This is a genomic window from Aquidulcibacter paucihalophilus (assembly GCA_030285985.1).
Lineage (GTDB): Bacteria > Pseudomonadota > Alphaproteobacteria > Caulobacterales > Caulobacteraceae > Brevundimonas.
In genome coordinates this window covers 1447508-1463917 of sequence record CP127384.1, presented here as the reverse complement: position 1 = coordinate 1463917, position 16410 = coordinate 1447508, and the positions used below count along the sequence as shown (strand labels likewise).

The 16410-nt window shown below is 67.6% G+C and carries 12 protein-coding genes; 3 read left to right on the top strand and 9 right to left on the bottom strand.

Annotated elements, in window-relative coordinates; translation table 11 throughout:
* The first annotated feature begins 7 nt into the window (after positions 1-7).
* The 3 genes from KB221_07140 (at position 8) to KB221_07130 (ending at position 1120) form a co-directional block, all read left to right on the top strand.
* Complete coding sequence (locus KB221_07140) at positions 8-340, top strand: hypothetical protein (protein ID WIY70788.1); 333 nt, start codon at positions 8-10, stop codon at positions 338-340.
* A 19-nt stretch (positions 341-359) separates the two neighbouring features.
* The gene (locus tag KB221_07135) at positions 360-788 is read left to right on the top strand and encodes a hypothetical protein (GenBank protein ID WIY70787.1); all 429 of its coding nucleotides are present in this window, start codon (positions 360-362) and stop codon (positions 786-788) included.
* Between the two features lie 62 nt (positions 789-850).
* The gene (locus KB221_07130; GenBank protein ID WIY70786.1) at positions 851-1120 is read left to right on the top strand and encodes a hypothetical protein; all 270 of its coding nucleotides are present in this window, start codon (positions 851-853) and stop codon (positions 1118-1120) included.
* A 167-nt stretch (positions 1121-1287) separates the two neighbouring features.
* Here the strand turns inward: KB221_07130 and gltB are convergent, their stop codons facing one another.
* The 9 genes from gltB to KB221_07085 all read right to left on the bottom strand — a co-directional run bounded on the left by gltB (position 1288) and on the right by KB221_07085 (position 16372).
* The gene (gene gltB / locus KB221_07125) at positions 1288-5772 is read right to left on the bottom strand and encodes a glutamate synthase large subunit (protein WIY70785.1); all 4485 of its coding nucleotides are present in this window, start codon (positions 5770-5772) and stop codon (positions 1288-1290) included.
* Positions 5769-7178 (bottom strand): NAD(P)-dependent oxidoreductase, encoded by a 1410-nt coding sequence (locus tag KB221_07120; GenBank protein ID WIY70784.1) that lies wholly within the window; start codon positions 7176-7178, stop codon positions 5769-5771. The genes gltB and KB221_07120 overlap by 4 nt, the downstream gene beginning before the upstream one ends.
* A 182-nt stretch (positions 7179-7360) precedes the next feature.
* Complete coding sequence (locus KB221_07115; protein WIY70783.1) at positions 7361-8038, bottom strand: TorF family putative porin; 678 nt, start codon at positions 8036-8038, stop codon at positions 7361-7363.
* 91 nt (positions 8039-8129) lie between these two features.
* A complete protein-coding gene (locus KB221_07110) occupies positions 8130-9485 on the bottom strand; it encodes an ammonium transporter (GenBank protein WIY70782.1) in 1356 nt (451 codons plus the stop codon).
* Positions 9486-9882: 397 nt separating this feature from the next.
* Complete coding sequence (locus tag KB221_07105; protein WIY70781.1) at positions 9883-11730, bottom strand: hypothetical protein; 1848 nt, start codon at positions 11728-11730, stop codon at positions 9883-9885.
* A gap of 22 nt (positions 11731-11752) precedes the next feature.
* The gene (locus tag KB221_07100; protein WIY70780.1) at positions 11753-12418 is read right to left on the bottom strand and encodes a DUF305 domain-containing protein; all 666 of its coding nucleotides are present in this window, start codon (positions 12416-12418) and stop codon (positions 11753-11755) included.
* A gap of 4 nt (positions 12419-12422) precedes the next feature.
* Positions 12423-12788 carry a hypothetical protein gene (locus KB221_07095; GenBank protein WIY70779.1) on the bottom strand — a complete coding sequence of 122 codons (366 nt, stop codon included), beginning with the start codon at positions 12786-12788 and terminating at the stop codon, positions 12423-12425.
* 131 nt (positions 12789-12919) lie between these two features.
* Positions 12920-14458, bottom strand: a complete 1539-nt coding sequence (locus KB221_07090; protein WIY70778.1) for an aldehyde dehydrogenase family protein — start codon at positions 14456-14458, stop codon at positions 12920-12922.
* A 27-nt stretch (positions 14459-14485) separates the two neighbouring features.
* The gene (locus KB221_07085; protein WIY70777.1) at positions 14486-16372 is read right to left on the bottom strand and encodes an acetolactate synthase large subunit; all 1887 of its coding nucleotides are present in this window, start codon (positions 16370-16372) and stop codon (positions 14486-14488) included.
* Between the last annotated feature and the right edge of the window lie 38 nt (positions 16373-16410).

Sequence of the window (16410 nt, the reverse complement as noted above, 5' to 3'; positions counted from 1 at the left end):
TATGCCAATGAATAGCAGACATGTCGGCGTGCGGATTGCCCGCCGCCTCCAGACAGCGGAACACGCGGTCGACAGGGCCATGATCGAGACGACGGCCCTGATTCAAGCCATGATCGAGGGGCGGGCAGATGCCGGGTTCGCCGCCGATGTCGGCCACCCTGCCCTGCTCAATGTCGTGCGCGGCCTGAACCAGCTTGCCGAAGCGCGGGGCGCGGTCGTGGAGGGCCACGGAGGACTTGCGGCCGTCGCTTCGACCCATGGCGTCCTCTGGCGCCTTGAAGGGCCTCTCGAAGAGAAGACCAGGCCAGTGGTCGTCGGAGCGATCGGCGCGGCGGCCTGACCGGGGCCGGGGAATGAGCATGAGCGTCATCCAACTCTCCATTCTCTGCCTCAGCGCAGTCAGCATTGGTTTGCAGCTGTGGAAGGGAAGGACGGCTGAGCGGATCGCGGCGACGGCCTTTCTGGTCGCCATGCTGGCGACGCCACTCGTCGACGGCTTTCAGGTCGACGGTCTGCGATGGGGCGTCGGCCTTCTGGCCATACTCCTCTTCGGGACCCTGGTCTGGCTGGGTCTGACGACTGAACGGTGGTGGCTGTTGGCCGCGGCGGGAATCCAGCTGTTGTCGATCGCCACCTATCTGGTCGCCCTTCTCACGCCGGACGTCCAGGTCTGGGCCAGCGTTACGTTTCGCATCGTGGTCTGGGTGGAGCTCATGTTGATCGGCCTGTTCGGCGTCTGGGAGTGCCGGAACGCGCCCTACGCCCGGTCCGCCCGGCTCACTCGCTAGGCCATTTTTCTATCAGCACGGCGGCTGTGGCCGCCTTGATCTTGCCCAAGGAGGGCGGAGTCATGTCTCAGAGATGGACCCTGGAGGCGGCCATTGCATTTTGGCGCCAACACTACCGCAGCGATCTTGAAATCGTTTGGGATCGCTTCGTCGCCGCCGAAGCCTTCATTCTCGACCACAGGCCGAGAAACTCCCGCGAGGCCGAAGTGCTTCTCGAGGTGCTCGTCGAACAGGGCCCTGATGGCCGGGGCGACGGTCGCGACCAAAGAGCCCTCCGTCGCCTGCAGGCCTTTGTCCGCGGGCTCGACCCCACGGAGGCAGTAGCCGCCTGAGTTTGCCCGTCCTGACCGTCTTGCGTCGGTCTGTACAACCCGGCCGGCCCCGCAGAGCAGACGCCTTGCCAGGTCATTTCTTCGGCCTCTTGCGCCACGGGCCCTGACGGCCTGTGGCGCGCAGCCCAAGGGCAGCCCCGGGCCGGCGGGCGCGGATCCGGACGGCGTTAGTGGCGCGCCGCCGTCTTCCCCGCTCCAGACACACTCGCCGCGGCATGCGCCTGGGTGCGGGGCAGCACATGCCGGAACCGCCTTGCCGCATCGGGCCAGGTCTCGATCAGGCGCAGCGCCAGGGGCGAACCGGTTTCCGCCGCATGCCGGACCACCAGCGCCTTCAAGCGTTCGTTGGCTTCGCCGATGATCGGGCCGCACACCACCGAATCCGCGTTCAGGCGCGTTTGAGCCCTGCCATCCGAATCAAGGACAAAGGCCTCGCCGCCCGACATACCGGCACCGAAATTCCAGCCCGTCTCGCCGAGGATCACCACGGTCCCGCCGGTCATATACTCGCAGCCGTGTGCACCGCAGCCCTCGACCACGGCCGTGGCCCCCGAGTTGCGGACCGCGAAACGCTCGCCCGCAGCACCCGCCGCGAACAGCGCTCCCGAGGTGGCGCCGTACAGGCAGGTGTTTCCGATCAGGGCCTCGCCGACGGCCCAGGCGGTCGGCCTGACAACGACTTCGGCACCCGACAGCCCCTTGCCGACATAGTCGTTGGCCTCGCCATCCAGCTCGATGCGCAGGCCGGTCATGCCCCAGGCCGCCAGCGACTGGCCCGCCGCGCCGCGCAATTTGAGCGTCAGGTGCCCTGCGGGCAGATCGGAGCCGTACCGCCGCACGATATGGGATGACATGCGCGCGCCGATGGCCCGCTGGGTGTTGGTCACCGCATAGGTCAGGGACATCTTCTCCCGGTGGTCGAGGAAGCGCGCCGCATCCACGACGATCCGGGCGTCAAGCGTGTCCGCTACAGTGTTGTATGGGGCCTCGGCGGAGCGCGTCTCGCCCTCCCCCACCCGCACCAGCAGCGGGTTGAGGTCGAGGTCGTCCAGATGGGCGTCGCCGCGCGAGACCTGGCGCAGCAGGTCGGTCCGACCCACCGCCTCGTGCAGCGTTCGCAGGCCCAGCGACGCCAGCACCTCGCGCGTCTCTTCCGCGATGAAGCTGAACAGATTGACGACCTTCTCGGGCGTGCCGGTGAACATGGCACGCAGCCGTTCGTCCTGGACGCAGACGCCGACCGGACAGGTGTTGGAATGGCACTGGCGCACCATCAGACAGCCGACGGCGATCAGGCTGGCCGTGCCGATACCGAACTCCTCCGCCCCGAGCATGGCCGCGATGACGACGTCGCGCCCGGTGCGCAGCCCGCCGTCGGTGCGCAGCCGCACATGGCCGCGCAGCCCGTTCAGGCTGAGCACCTGATGCGCCTCTGACAGCCCCAGTTCCCAGGGCATGCCGGCGTGTTTGATCGAACCGAGCGCCGAGGCACCCGTGCCGCCATTGTGCCCCGCGATCAGGATGACGTCGGCCTTGGCCTTGGCCACGCCCGCCGCGACCGCCCCGATGCCCGACTGGGACACCAGTTTGACCGTGACGCGGGCGTCCGGATTGACCTGTTTCAGGTCGTAGATCAGCTGGGCAAGGTCTTCGATCGAATAGACATCGTGATGCGGCGGCGGGCTGATCAGGCCGACGCCCGGGGTCGAATGGCGCATCCGGGCGATGAACTCGGTGACCTTGAACCCGGGCAGCTGACCGCCCTCGCCGGGTTTGGCACCCTGGGCCACCTTGATCTCGATCTCGCGGCACTGGTTCAGATATTCGGCGGTCACCCCGAACCGCCCTGAGGCGATCTGCTTGACCGCGCTGTTGGCGTTGTCGCCGTTGGGGCGCGGCCTGTAGCGCTCGGGATCCTCGCCGCCCTCACCGGAGACCGAGCGGGCCCCGATCCGGTTCATGGCGATGTTCAGTGTCTCGTGGGCTTCGGGTGACAGGGCACCCAGCGACATGCCGGGCGTGACGAACCGGCGGCGGATATCATGGACGCTTTCGACCTCGTCCACTGTGACCGGCGTCGCCTCGCGGAAATCCAGCAGGTCGCGCAGCGCCGTCGACGGTAGTTCACGCACCCTTCGGCTGTAGGCCTTGAACCGACCGTAGTCGCCGCGCGTGGTGGCGTCCTGCAGCCGGTGGATCAGCTCGGCGTCCCAGCCGTGGGTCTCCTCGCCCGCCCGGATGCGGTGCGAGCCGCCGATGCGGAGCGACGGTTTCCAGACGTCAAATCCGCGCCCCGTCTTGCGGACGGCCTGCGCTTCTATCCCGGCCAGACCGATGCCAGAGATGCGCGACGTCATCCCGGGGAAGAACTCGGCCACCAGAGCCCGCGACAGCCCCAGCGCCTCGAACTCGCAGGCCCCGCGATAGGCGGAGATGACCGAGATCCCCTTCTTGGCGAGGATCTTCATCAACCCCGCCTCGACCGCCGCCTTGTGGTTCAGGCAGGCCTCGCGCAGCGTCAGGCCCGGATAGCGCCCGCCCTCAAGCCGCTCGAGAAACGTCTCCTGCGCCAGCCAGCCGTTGACCGCCGTGGCACCGACACCGACCAGCACGGCGAAGGCATGGGCGTCGATCGCCTCGGCCGCGCGCACCACCAGCGAGCAGAAGGTTCGCAGCCCCTCATCCACCAGCCGGCCGTGCACCGCCGCTGCGGCCAGGATCATCGGGATCAGCGGTCGATCCGCGCCCATCCGCTCGTCGGTCAGGACGATCAGCCCGGCCCCGCCGCGCGCCGCGGCGACCGCTTCAGCCCGGATACGATCCAGCGCGGCTTTCAGCCCCCCTTCGCCGGCCGGGAAGGTGCAGTCGATCACCGTGGTCGCGCCCGCGCCGACGACATCCAGCATCCGCTCGTACATGCCGGTCGTCAGGACCGGACTGTCGAGCACGAACACCTTCGTCTGGGTCTCGTCCTGGGCGAGGATGTTGCCGAGGTTCTTGAACCGCGTCCGCAGGCTCATCGCCCCGGCCTCGCGCAGCGGATCGATCGGCGGATTGGTGACCTGGGCGAAGGCCTGGCGGAAATAGTGGGCGAAGGGCCGGTCCTGATGCGACAGCACCGCCGGCGGCGCGTCGTCGCCCATGGAGGCCACGGCCTCCTTACCGTCGCCCGCCATCGGATCCAGCAAGGTGTCGATGTCTTCCTGGGTCCAGCCGACAGCCGCCTGGAACCGGGTCAGGGCCTCGCCCGAGACGCGCCGGGGCTCCGGGCCCGGCCCGACCAGCGGCTCCAGTTCGACCATGTTCGAGAGCCACTGCCGATAGGGCAGCGCCGCCGCCAGACGATCCACGGTCTGGGTCTCGTCGTAGAGAACGCCGGCTTCCAGATCGATCGAGATCATCCGCCCGCCGCCGATGTGCAGCCGCCGCTTGATCCGGTCATCGGCGATGCCGGTCATCCCGACCTCGGAGCCGCAGATCAGCAGGCCGTCGATGGTCTCGGCCACCCTCAGCGGACGCAGCCCGTTGCGGTCCTTGCCCGCGACCACCCAGCGACCATCGGTGGCGCAGACGGCGGCCGGACCGTCCCAGGGCTCCATCACGGCGTTGCAATAGGCGTAGAGGGCACGGTGGTCGTCCGAGATCACGCCCTCGATCGGCGCCTCGGGCATCAGCAGGGCCTTGACCATGGGCGCGGGGCGACCGGCGCGGACCAGCACCTCAAAGACATTGTCCAGCGCCGCCGAGTCCGAACCGCCGGCCTGGATCACCGGCTTGACGATCCCGTCATCGGCCCCGAATGCCTCCGCAGTCATGCGGATCTCGTGGCTGCGCATCCAGCCGGCGTTGCCGCGCAGGGTGTTGATCTCGCCGTTGTGGGCCAGCATCCGGAACGGCTGGGCCAGCCGCCACTCCGGGAAGGTGTTGGTCGAATAGCGCTGGTGGAACAGCGCCACATTGGCCTCGACCCGCGGGTCGTTCAGGTCCGGATAGAAGTCCGCCAGCGCCTGCGCCAGCATCATCCCCTTGTAGATCACCGACCGCGCCGACAGGGAGCAGATGTAGAAATGCTGCAGGCCTGAAGCGGTTGCCCGCGCCTCGATCCGGCGGCGCAGCAGGTACAACGCCCGCTCGAGCGCCTCGCCGTCCAGCCCCTCCGGGGGGCTGAGCATGATCTGTTCGATCTCGGGCCGGGTCGCCGCTGCCCGCTGGCCCAGCACCAGCGCATGGGTCGGCACCTGCCGCCAGCCGTAAAGCCAGAACCCCGCCGCCATCACCTCACGTTCGACGATCGTCCGCGCCCGCTCCTGGGCGGCCAGGTCGACGCGGGGCAGGAAGATCATCCCCACGGCAATGGGGCCTGGCCGTGGCGCGTGCCCGGCATCGCGCACCTGGGCTTCGAAGAAGGCCCTCGGCAGGCCGATCAGGATTCCGGCGCCGTCGCCCGACTTGCCGTCGGCGTCCACCGCGCCCCGGTGCCAGATCGCCTTCAGCGCCTTGAGCGCCAGGTCGATCACCTCGCGCCGCGGCTTGCCGTCAATGGCCGCGACCAGGCCGACACCACAGGCATCGCGCTCGGATGAGGGATCATAGGCGTGGCCGTCGATCAGCCGCTGGCGGTCGAGCGCGTAGTGTTCCGGGTCGAAGGTCATGCGGCCGCCCTCTCCCGGCTGGATAGCCAGGCCTCGATTTCAGCCGCGGCGTCCTGCCCGTCCCTGACGGCCCAGACGACGAGCGACGCTCCCCGCACGATGTCGCCGGCGGCGAATACGCCCTCCAGGGTCGTCGCCTTGGTGTGCCCTGCCGTGCGGATCGTCCGCCAGTCGGTCAGGGCCAGATCGGGCTCGGCGAACAGGCCCGGCATATCCTCGGGCTCGAAGCCGAGCGCCTCAATGACCAGATCGGCGGCCAGGTCGAACTCTCCGCCCGGAACCGGTTCAACGCTCCAGCGGCCGTCCGCGGACTGGGCAGCGAGGGTCATGCGCTGGCCCCGGACTCCGGTCACCCGATCCGCCTCGCCCAGCACCGCCCGGGGCGCGGCCAGCCATTCGAAGACCACGCCTTCCTCCTCGGCGTTGGCGACCTCGCGGGCGCTGCCCGGCATATTGTCCCGATCGCGGCGATAGAGGCAGGTCACCGACGTCGCGCCCTGCCGCACCGCCGTGCGCACGCAGTCCATCGCCGTATCGCCGCCGCCGATCACGACCACCCGCTTGCCTGATGCGTCCAGCGCACCACTGTCGAAGGCCGCGACCGGATCGCCCAGCCCCTTGCGGTTCGAGGCGATCAGATAGTCCAGCGCCGCGATCACCCCGGTCGAGCCGCATCCCGGAGCCGTCAGACGCCGTGCCTGATAGACCCCCGTCGCCACCAGCACGGCGTCGTGCGCCGCCCGCACCTCGGCGAACGGCAGATCGCCTCCGACGTCCACGCCCAGCCGGAAGGTCACACCGCCGTCGGCCAGCCGGTCGAGCCGTCGCTGGACCACGGGCTTCTCCAGCTTGAATCCGGGGATGCCGTACATCAGCAGGCCGCCCGCACGGTCGTGCCGGTCGTAGATCGTCACCGCATAGCCGGCCGACCGCAGGCGGTCCGCCGCCGCCATCCCCGCCGGCCCGGCGCCGACGATTCCCACGGACTGACCGCGTTCGACCCGCGGGCGGATCGGCTCAACCCAGCCGCTTTCAAACGCCAGATCGCCCAGCCAGCGCTCGACCGAACCGATGGTCACCGTCTCCCATCCCGATTGCTCGAGTGTGCAGGCGCCCTCGCACAGCCGGTCCTGCGGACAGATCCGGCCGCAGATTTCGGGCATGGTCGAGGTCCCTTCCGATTGGCGCCAGGCCTCCTCGGCGCGGCCTTCTGCGGCGAGGCGCAGCCAGTCGGGGATGTTGTTCTGAAGCGGGCAGCCGGTCTGACAGAAGGGCACGCCGCACTGGGCGCAGCGGCTCGACTGACCCGCCCCGGCCACCGGACTGAAGTCCGCGTAGATCTCGGAGAAGTCACGCACGCGGTCGGCCGCCGGCGTCTTGGCCGGTCCCGTCCTCGGGGTGATCACGAATGTCTGGTTCAACGACGCCACTGCAAGCCTTTCGCTACTGCACAAGGCTTAGGAGTCCGTCAGCGCAACAGCAACTTCCGTGCAGTGCGTGCACATCATGCCGCCCATCGTGCAAAGTTGAACCGGCCGAACAGATTTTTTCGCAACGTTCGACCGGCTCGATTTGTGCAACGCAAATATCAGAACAGGAATTTGAGTCCTGCGACCACCCGATCATCGGACAGCGGACCCGTTACGTCTGTGTCGTGGTAGCGGACATCGATCGCGACATTGTCGCTGAAGGCATAGGCGACGCCGGCGTTCCAGGTGGCGTAGTCGGCGTTGACGTCCAGCGCCTGGCGCCCGACAGCTCCCGATACCGTCCATTGGGGGGCCGGTGAGAAGGCCGCATTGGCCTCGACATAGGTGGCCTCCTCGTCGACCCCGAAGAAGTCGGGCGACCAGTAGACGGCAGCCGCCAGGGTCACCGGCCCGATCGCCCGCGACGCAGCCGCCTTGAACTCGGCATAGTCATAGTCCGCACCGCCGGGCTGGGAGACGTAGAGATAGCCCACCACGCCGACATCGACCGCGAAGCCGGAGACCTCGGTGCGATAGCCGCCATAGATGTCGAACTCGGCTTCCGTGTCGTCGCCGAAGTCGACGTTCGAGGCCCAGGCCCCGGCGTAGAAACTGCCGGCCGTGACGTCCACGCCGCCGAAGATGGCGGGGTCTTCGCTGGTCTGGCTGTAGCCGCGGAAGACATAGTCGCTGGTCACCCCCAGGTTCCAGGCGACCTCGGGTGCCTCCTGGGCCGAAGCGGCCCCGGCGGTCAGAAGCACGGCTACGGCAGCCGCGCAGGCAAGAGCGGTTCTCATCATCGTATCCCCTTGTTGTCGATGGTTTTCGAGACTCACGCATACTGGTGGCGACGCGGAGGGGAGGCTCCGCGCCGCCGTCGGATGGAGGTCAGACGCCCTCCATCACCTCACCATGCAGGTGCCCGTCGAGGCCCTCCTGCTCCTGTTCCGCGGTCACCCGCAGGCCGGTGGTGAATTTGCAGACGATCAGGATCAGGAAGGTCGCGACGGCGCTCCAGCCGATGGTGACACCCAGACCCCAGACCTGCTTGGCGACGGTCGCGCCCTCGGCGACGCCGTTGACGGCGGCGGAGGCGAACACGCCGGTCAGAACCGCACCCAGGATGCCACCGGCGCCGTGGATGCCGAACGCGTCGAGGCTGTCGTCATAGCGCAGCAGCTTCTTGATCCAGACCGAGGCCGCGTAGCAGACCGGCCCCGAGGCCAGGCCGATGATCACCGCCCCCTTGGGGTCGACCAGTCCGGCGGCCGGGGTGATGGCGACCAGACCGGCGATCAGACCGGACAGCACGCCGATCAGCGACGGCTTCCGCTTCTCCATGATCTCGACGATCTTCCAGGTCAGCGATCCGGCCATGGCGGCCAGGATGGTGTTCAGCAGGGCGACCGATGCGATCGAGTCCGCCGTCCAGGCCGAGCCGGCGTTGAAACCGATCCAGCCGACCAGCAGCAGGGAGGCACCGATCATGGTCAGCACCGGATTGTGGGCAACGATGCTCTCCTTGCCGTAGCCCTTCCGGGCACCAAGGAAGATCGCGCAGACCAGACCGGCCACGCCGGCATTGACGTGCACGACGGCACCGCCGGCGAAATCAAGCACGCCCGCCGCACCGAGGAAGCCGCCGCCCCAGACCCAGTGACAGATGGGCGCATAGACCAGCAGGGTCCAAAGGCCGGTGAACAGCAGCAGGCCGGAGTATTTGATCCGCTCGGCGAATGCCCCGGCGATCAGTGCCGGCGTGATGATGGCGAAGGTCAGCTGGTAGGCGATCCAGAGGAACTCCGGCAGGCCGGGTGCCAGACTGTGCGCCGTGGTCGTCGTGACGCCGTTCAGGAACAGCGCCTGGAAGGAGCCGATGTAGGGCTGAACGTCATCGCCCGAATAGCCGCCGATCGGCTGGCCGACGCCGAAGGACAGCCCGTAGCCGGCAATGAACCAGGCCAGCGTGACGACGGACGCAACGCCCAACGACTGGGTGATGGTGGCGATGACGTTCTTGCGACGCACCATGCCGCCATAGAACAGGGCCAACCCCGGCAGGGTCATCAGCAGGACCAGCGCCGTGGAGGTCAGGATCCAGCCGGTCGCCGCCCCGTCAAGCGCCAGCGGTACCTGATGCGCCAGCAGCGCGGGCGTCGCGCTGGCCGCCGCCGAGGCTGTGCCGGCTACGCCCCCGGCCAATAGAAGGACTGCACCCGAAAGCCCGATACGAAGTCGTGTCATTTGATCCCCCAAGGACAACATTACGCATTTGCGAAATGTTTACCGCGTTTGCGAAATTAGCAAGCGGGCCTCCGGGGGCTTTCGATTAATTGTCGCTCTGAGGCTGCTGGAAACGACGGATACGGGGGTATTTTATCGCTCTCGCAGCGCCTTCACCGTAAATTTACTGCCTCTCGAAGCTCTTCGCTAGTGCAGCATTTTCGGGTTGGCCGGGATTTTCGCGAGGACTCTCCGCCCACTCTTTTATGGCGTGCACGGTAAGATTGGAGCCGGAGCGCAAGCCATCCTGCCCGGCAATCGCCGTCATGGGCGACTGCCGGGCGAGGCCGAATCGTGGATCAGGGCCTGAGACCCGACGGGCGGCCGTTCGACCGCCCGTCGCCGTCCGGTCCGCTTTCTAGCGGCCGCGACGCTCGAACAGATCGGCCAGGGATTTCAGCCGGGTCTTGTTCAACCCGGTAGCCTTGCCCGAGGCCTCGTTCAGAAGGCCGGCGAGCGTCGCCGCGCCGCGCCGGTCGGCGCGACCGCCACGCCGCCATTGATCGATTCCGGTCTGGACCTGGCCGGCGAGGTCCGCCTCCACGCCGCCGGCGCGGGTCAGCTGATCCAGATAGGCGGCGGCGACGTCGGGCGTATCGGCCCAGGTGATCCGGGTCTGGGTCTGGGGATTGATCGTCTCCAGGGACACAGCCTCTGCCGCCGCGATTTCAGCCGCAGACAGCTGGTCGCTCGGGACCAGACGCAGCACATCAAGACCACGCGCGATCTCGCTGGAATAGATCCGGCCGTTCAACCAGTAGGCCGACCACGACCCGCCGACATACAGCCGGCTCGCGTCGATCGGTCCCCGGTCGAAGAAGGCGATCTCGACCGGCTTGGCCGGATCGGTGAAGTCCATGATCGAGACGCCGCCCTGGTACCAGGCCTGGACCATCAGGTCGCGGCCGGGCACCGGGATGATCATCCCGTTGTGAGCGACACAGTTTTCCGTCGCGCCTTGGGCGCTCGGCAGCTTGTGGAAGCTCTTGCCCGCCAGGGTCCGGTTCTCGATGGTCGCGACCATGTTGGCGCCCCAGGTCGCCGGGTTCGTGGCCTGACAACGGGCACCGATGCCGCCGCCCCACTCATCGGTGAAGACGACCTTTTCGCCGGTATTGTTGAAGGTGGCCGAGTGCCAGTAGGCCATGTCCGGGTCGAAGATGTCCGACGTCCGGCGCGGGTTCTCCGGATCGGAGATGTCCAGCAGGATGCCGTTGCCGCTGCACGCACCGGCCGCCATGCCGAGTTCGGGGAAGACGGTGATGTCGTGGCACTGGTTGGTCTGGGCGGTGTTCTGGCTGGCGATGCCGGCCCGGCCCCCACGCCACAGACCCGCCACGCGGCCGGTCTGGCTGTCGGCGAAGATGCGCGGCCGGTTGACGATCGCCGCGTCCTGCGGGCGGTTCAGCTCGACCTTGATCACATCGATCGAGAACAGGGCGGTCTCGGGGTTCTGGTCCGGCTGGCCGTCGGTGCAGATGGCCAGCTCCGCCGCGCCGCGGACATCCGCCGTGCCCGAGTTGTAGATGTACAGGACATTGGCGTCGGTCGGATGCGGGACCAGCGTATGGGTGTGTGAACCCCGGCAGGTCTGCACGGCCGCGATCTGGCGCGGAGCGTTCAGATCGCTGATGTCGAAGATGCGGATGCCGCGGAACCGCTGGCTGACGACGTCGTCCTCATTGGTCGCGGCGCCGCAGTTCAGGCGACCCCGGTTCTCCTCGACCGACATGAACAGCAGGTCGCCGTGCACCGAGACGTCGCCCTGACCACCGGGGCAGACGACCGACATGACCAGCTGCGGCGCGCCGTCGCCGGAGATGTCATAGGCGTTGAAACCGTTGAAATTGCCGACGAACAATTTGCCGTCAGACACCGCCATGTCGGTGTTGGCCCGCCCCAGCGGGCTGAAGTTCGGATTGCCGCGCGCGCGGGCCATCATGGCCTCACCTTCCTCGCGGCTGGTCGGGGGCGAGAAGCCGATGTCCGGATCTGCAAACCCCGGCGCCATGCCGATGGAATGCTCCAGCACCATGCCCGACGCCAGCTGACCGGCGTCCGCCAGCCCGGCCGACAGGGTGCTGCGGCCGTCAGCCTGGATGACCTGGGCGTCGCCCGGCCCGCTGGACTGGGCCGCGGCGGCATTGGCCCCCAGGACCAGCCCGAGGGCGGCGACAGTGGAAAGCAGTGTGCTGCGAACGTTCATGGCCGGTCCTTCGGGAAGGGATTCAGAGGTCAGACAAAAGGGACTGCATACGCAGGATTTCCGCCGACTGGTCGGCGACGACAGAGGTGGTGAAGTCGGACAACATCGTATCCTCGGCTGCATCCGGATTGGCCAGCAAGGCGTCGACCATGTCGAGCGCCCCCTGATGGTGCCGGATCATGCCTTCGAGGAACAGGCGGTCGAAGGCCGGACCGCTGGCGGCGGCCAGCGCCTGCATCTGCGCCGGCGAGAGCATGCCGGCCATGATGGGTGTGTCGGAGGCCGGCATGGCGTGGCCGGCGTGGGCCGAGTGATCCATCCCGGCATGCCCGCCGCCCATGCCCGGCATTTCCAGCGGCTGCCCGCGATCCGTCAGCCAGCCGCGCATGACGGCGATCTCGGCTTCCTGGCTCATGGCGATCCGCTGGCCAAGCCGGCGCACCGTCGGATGGACGCCCCGCGTCCGCAGCAGTTCGACCATCTCCACGGCCTGACCGTGGTGAACGATCATATGCTGCATGAAGGCGACATCATCGGCCGTGAAGCTGGTGCGACCGAGCTCCACAGCCTCCGCGGCGCTGATGACGCGGGAGGACGCACCCGGCGCACCGGGATTGAAGATCGGCGGCGTCTGCGGCCCCGCCGCAAGTCCGGCCAGCCATAGCGCCGCGGCAGCGGCCGCAACCAAGGCTCTAGCCTCCGGCGCCGACGACGCTGAATTTGCCGTCGCGTTCCTGGCCGATGAACCAGTTCATCGTCCGGCCGCTGGTGAATTTCACGCTGTAGGTCTCGACCTTGCCCTCGGGCGTGTCCTGCGCGCTTACAAAGGTCATTGTCTCGATCGGGCCGAGCGCCTGGAGCCCCGGCGACATCGCGGCAATCTGGCCGTTGCAGGCGTCAAGCAGCGGCTGTGCCATCAGGGCCGCAAGGCAGGTTCCCTGCGCGGCCTCGCCGATGATCCGGGTCAGTTGCGGCGCATACTGGCCGTCCTCGGCCATCGCCGGAAACGCCATCAAACCGGCCGCCGCCACGCCGGCCAACATCATACGGAAACGCATGCTTCTCTCCCTCAGGGCTCCAACCCGAACGAGTGAGACCATGGCCCAGTCACGGAAGCGCCACAACCTGCTGCCGCGTGACAAAGAGTTCATTCTGCGGACCGTTGCCAAGGGCGGAGGCAGACGCGCGCTCAGGTCTTCCTTCCGAACCAGCCTGTGCGACCGGCCGGAGATGGCGAAGGCTGGGCCGGCTCCGGCGCTGCGGCGCGCGGCGCGGCCGCCGGAGCACTCTCCACGGGCCGCTGGCGAATGACCAGATTGCGGATCTCGGTCATGTCCTCCATCGCGAACTTCACGCCCTCGCGGCCGAGGCCGGAGTCCTTGACCCCGCCATAGGGCATGTTGTCGACACGGTAGCTGGGCACGTCGCCGATCAGGATGCCGCCGACCTCCAGCACGTCCCAGGCCCGCATGGCCTTGTGGATATCGCGGCTGAAGATGCCTGCCTGCAGGCCGAATTTTGAATCATTCACCTCGGCCAGGGCCGCTTCGAAGTCCGAGAAGTGCGACAGGATGGCGACCGGTCCGAACGCCTCCTCCTCCCGGATCTTGAGCCCCCGCCCGACGCCTTCCAGCAGGGTCGCGTCCAGCATGGCACCGGTGCGGTTGCCGCCGCACAGGACCGTCGCCCCGGCAGCGCGTGCCTCCTGGATCCAGGTCTCCAGCCGGATTGCCTCCTTCTCGTCGATCATGGGACCGATGAAGGTGGTCTCCTCGCGCGGATCGCCGCAGATCAGGGCCCGCGCCTTCTTCACCAGCAGGTCGCGCATCGGGCTGTAGATGTCGTCGTGGATCAGGATGCGCTGCACCCCGATGCAGGACTGGCCCGACTGGTAGAAGGCGCCGAAGATGATCCGCTCGGCCGCATCCTCCAGATCACTGTCGCGGTCGACGATGACGGCGGCGTTTCCGCCCAGTTCCAGCACCACCTTCTTCTTGCCGGACTTCGCCTTCAGCGCCCAGCCGACGTCGGGCGAGCCGGTGAAGGACAGCAGCTTCAGCCGGTCGTCGGTCGTGAACAGGTCCGACCCGTCGCGCGTCGCCGGCAGGATCGAGAACGCCCCCTTGGGCAGGTCGGTCTCGGCCAGAACCTCGCCGATGATCAGGGCGCCCAGCGGCGTGCGCGAGGCCGGCTTCATCACGAAGGGACAGCCCACGGCCAGCGCCGGCGCGATCTTGTGGGCGGCCAGGTTGAGCGGGAAGTTGAACGGCGAGATGAAGGAGCACGGCCCGATCGGCACCCGCTTCCACATCCCCTGATAGCCCCTGGCTCGGGCCGAGATGTCCAGCGGCTGGACCTCGCCGGTCATGCGCACCGACTCCTCCGCGGCGATGCGGAAGGTGTCGATCAGCCGGGTCACCTCGCCCCGCGAGTCCTTGATCGGCTTGCCCGCCTCGATGCACAGGGCATAGGCCAACTCGTCGGAGCGTTCCTGGAAGCGTTTGACGCAGTGGGCCAGCACCGCCTGCCGCTCATAGGCCGCCATCCGGGCCATCGGCTCCGTCGCCCTGACCGCCGCGCCGATCGCACGGTCGATCGTGGCGGCATCGGCCATGGCCACCCGCGTCGCCACCTTGCCCGTGTATTTGTCGGTGACCTCAAGGTCCTGGTTGGGCGTCAGCGCCTCATTGGCCAGATAGAGCGGATAGGAGGCTTTGAGGGACGGCATGGGACGGCTCCGGCGGGGGACTGGAGGTTAAACCGGCAAGGCCGCGCTGAGTTCACGGACATCCTTGTTGAGGATGCGGTCGTTGTCGGCATAGTCGATAGGCACCTCGACCACATGCACCCCCGGCGTATCAAGACACTGTTTCAGGAGCGCCGGCAGGCCCTCGGCGGAGGTCACCCGGTGGCCATGGGCACCATAGCTCTCCGCGTATTTGACGAAGTCCGGATTGCCATAGGTCAGGCCCCAGTCCTCGAAGCCCATATTGGCCTGCTTCCAGCGGATCATGCCGTAGCTGTTGTCGTTCAGGATCAGCACCACGAGGTTGAGCTTCAGCCGCACCGCGGTCTCCAGCTCCTGACTGTTCATCATGAAGCCGCCGTCGCCGCAGACCGCCATGACCTTGCGGTTCGGGAAGATCATGCTGGAGGCCATGGCCGACGGCAGGCCCGCCCCCATGGTCGCCAGCGCATTGTCGACCAGGAAGGTGTTGGGCATGTGCGCCGGATAGCTGCGCGTGAACCAGATCTTGTAGACGCCATTGTCGAGACACAGGATGCCGTCCGACGGCATGACCTTGCGAACCTGATCGACCAGATATTGCGGATAGACCGGGCAGCGCATGTCACTGACGGCGGCGGCGGTGTGATCCAGTTCCGCCCGGTGGGCGCGGACCATGGACTCAAAGGTCCAGTGTGGCTGGGCCGCCAGGCCCTCCTTGATCTGCCAGATCGCATTGGCGATGTCGCCGACCACCTCGATCTGCGGGAAATAGACCGGATCGACCTCGGCCGTCCGGAAGCCGATGTGGATCACGTCGCACCCACCCGGCTTCATGAAGAAGGGCGGCTTCTCGATCACGTCGTGGCCGACGTTGATGATGACGTCAGCCGCCTCGATCACCCGGTGCACGAAGTCGCCGGAGGAGAGGGCCGCGCAGCCCAGATATTTCGGATTGCGCTCGTCGATCACCCCCTTGCCCAGCTGGGTAGTGATGTAGGGAATGCCAGTTTTTTCAACCAGTTCAGTCAGCATCCGGCTGGTCAGCTTGCGGTTGGCGCCCGCCCCGATGATCAACAGCGGCGACTTCGCCCGCGCGATGCGATCGACGGCGATGCGGATCGACTTGTCGTCGGCCACCGGGCGACGCACCTGGCTGGCGACGATGACCGGCGAGGTCGTCTGCTCGTGGGCGACGTCCTCGGGGAACTCCAGATGGGTCGCGCCGGGCTTCTCTTCCTGGGCCAGCCGCACCGCTTCGCGCACCCTCGCCGGGATGTTGTCGGCCGAGGCCAGCTGGTGGGTGAATTTGGTGATCGGCCGCATCATGTCGACCACGTCGAGGATCTGGAACCGGCCCTGTTTGGACGACTTGATCGGCTTCTGCCCGGTGATCATCAGCATCGGCATCCCGCCCAGCTGGGCATAGGCGGCGGCCGTCACCAGATTGGTCGCGCCCGGTCCCAGGGTCGCCAGACAGACACCGGCCTTGCCCGTGTGCCGGCCATAGGTGGCCGCCATGAAGCCCGCCCCCTGCTCATGCCGGGTGAGGATCAGCCTGATCTTCCGGCTGCGTGACAGGCTGTCGAGGAAATCGAGGTTCTCCTCGCCCGGCACACCGAAGACGTATTCGCAGCCTTCCTCTTCCAGACAGGCGACAAAAAGATCCGAGGCCTTGGTCATCGTCTTTTCCAATACGGGAGCGGCGGCCGGCGCGGGCACGGACCGGGCGGATGGGGAAAGCGCTACGGGATTGGCTTGTTCCGGCGAGGCGGCAGGATGGCCCGGTACGGGCCGGCGACGGCGCCGCGCCATGGCGGCCAGCACGACGATCAGCCCGCCGGCCAGAAGCGCTCCGGCCACCAGCGGATGGGCGACCGCCGGCAGGATCGCGTCCCCTATCGATGACACCGTCATTGCGCCCAGCCCCCGCCTGCGCGGCACCTTGAACCGGA

Excerpts from the sequence above, each read along its gene's own strand:
- KB221_07140 (WIY70788.1), top strand. The coding sequence starts at position 8 with ATGAATAGCAGACATGTCGGCGTGCGGATTGCCCGCCGCCTCCAGACA.
- KB221_07135 (WIY70787.1), top strand. The coding sequence starts at position 360 with ATGAGCGTCATCCAACTCTCCATTCTCTGCCTCAGCGCAGTCAGCATT.
- KB221_07130 (WIY70786.1), top strand. The coding sequence starts at position 851 with ATGTCTCAGAGATGGACCCTGGAGGCGGCCATTGCATTTTGGCGCCAA.
- gltB (WIY70785.1), bottom strand. The coding sequence starts at position 5,772 with ATGACCTTCGACCCGGAACACTACGCGCTCGACCGCCAGCGGCTGATC.
- KB221_07115 (WIY70783.1), bottom strand. The coding sequence starts at position 8,038 with ATGAGAACCGCTCTTGCCTGCGCGGCTGCCGTAGCCGTGCTTCTGACC.
- KB221_07110 (WIY70782.1), bottom strand. The coding sequence starts at position 9,485 with ATGACACGACTTCGTATCGGGCTTTCGGGTGCAGTCCTTCTATTGGCC.
- KB221_07105 (WIY70781.1), bottom strand. The coding sequence starts at position 11,730 with ATGAACGTTCGCAGCACACTGCTTTCCACTGTCGCCGCCCTCGGGCTG.
- KB221_07095 (WIY70779.1), bottom strand. The coding sequence starts at position 12,788 with ATGCGTTTCCGTATGATGTTGGCCGGCGTGGCGGCGGCCGGTTTGATG.
- KB221_07090 (WIY70778.1), bottom strand. The coding sequence starts at position 14,458 with ATGCCGTCCCTCAAAGCCTCCTATCCGCTCTATCTGGCCAATGAGGCG.
- KB221_07085 (WIY70777.1), bottom strand. The coding sequence starts at position 16,372 with ATGACGGTGTCATCGATAGGGGACGCGATCCTGCCGGCGGTCGCCCAT.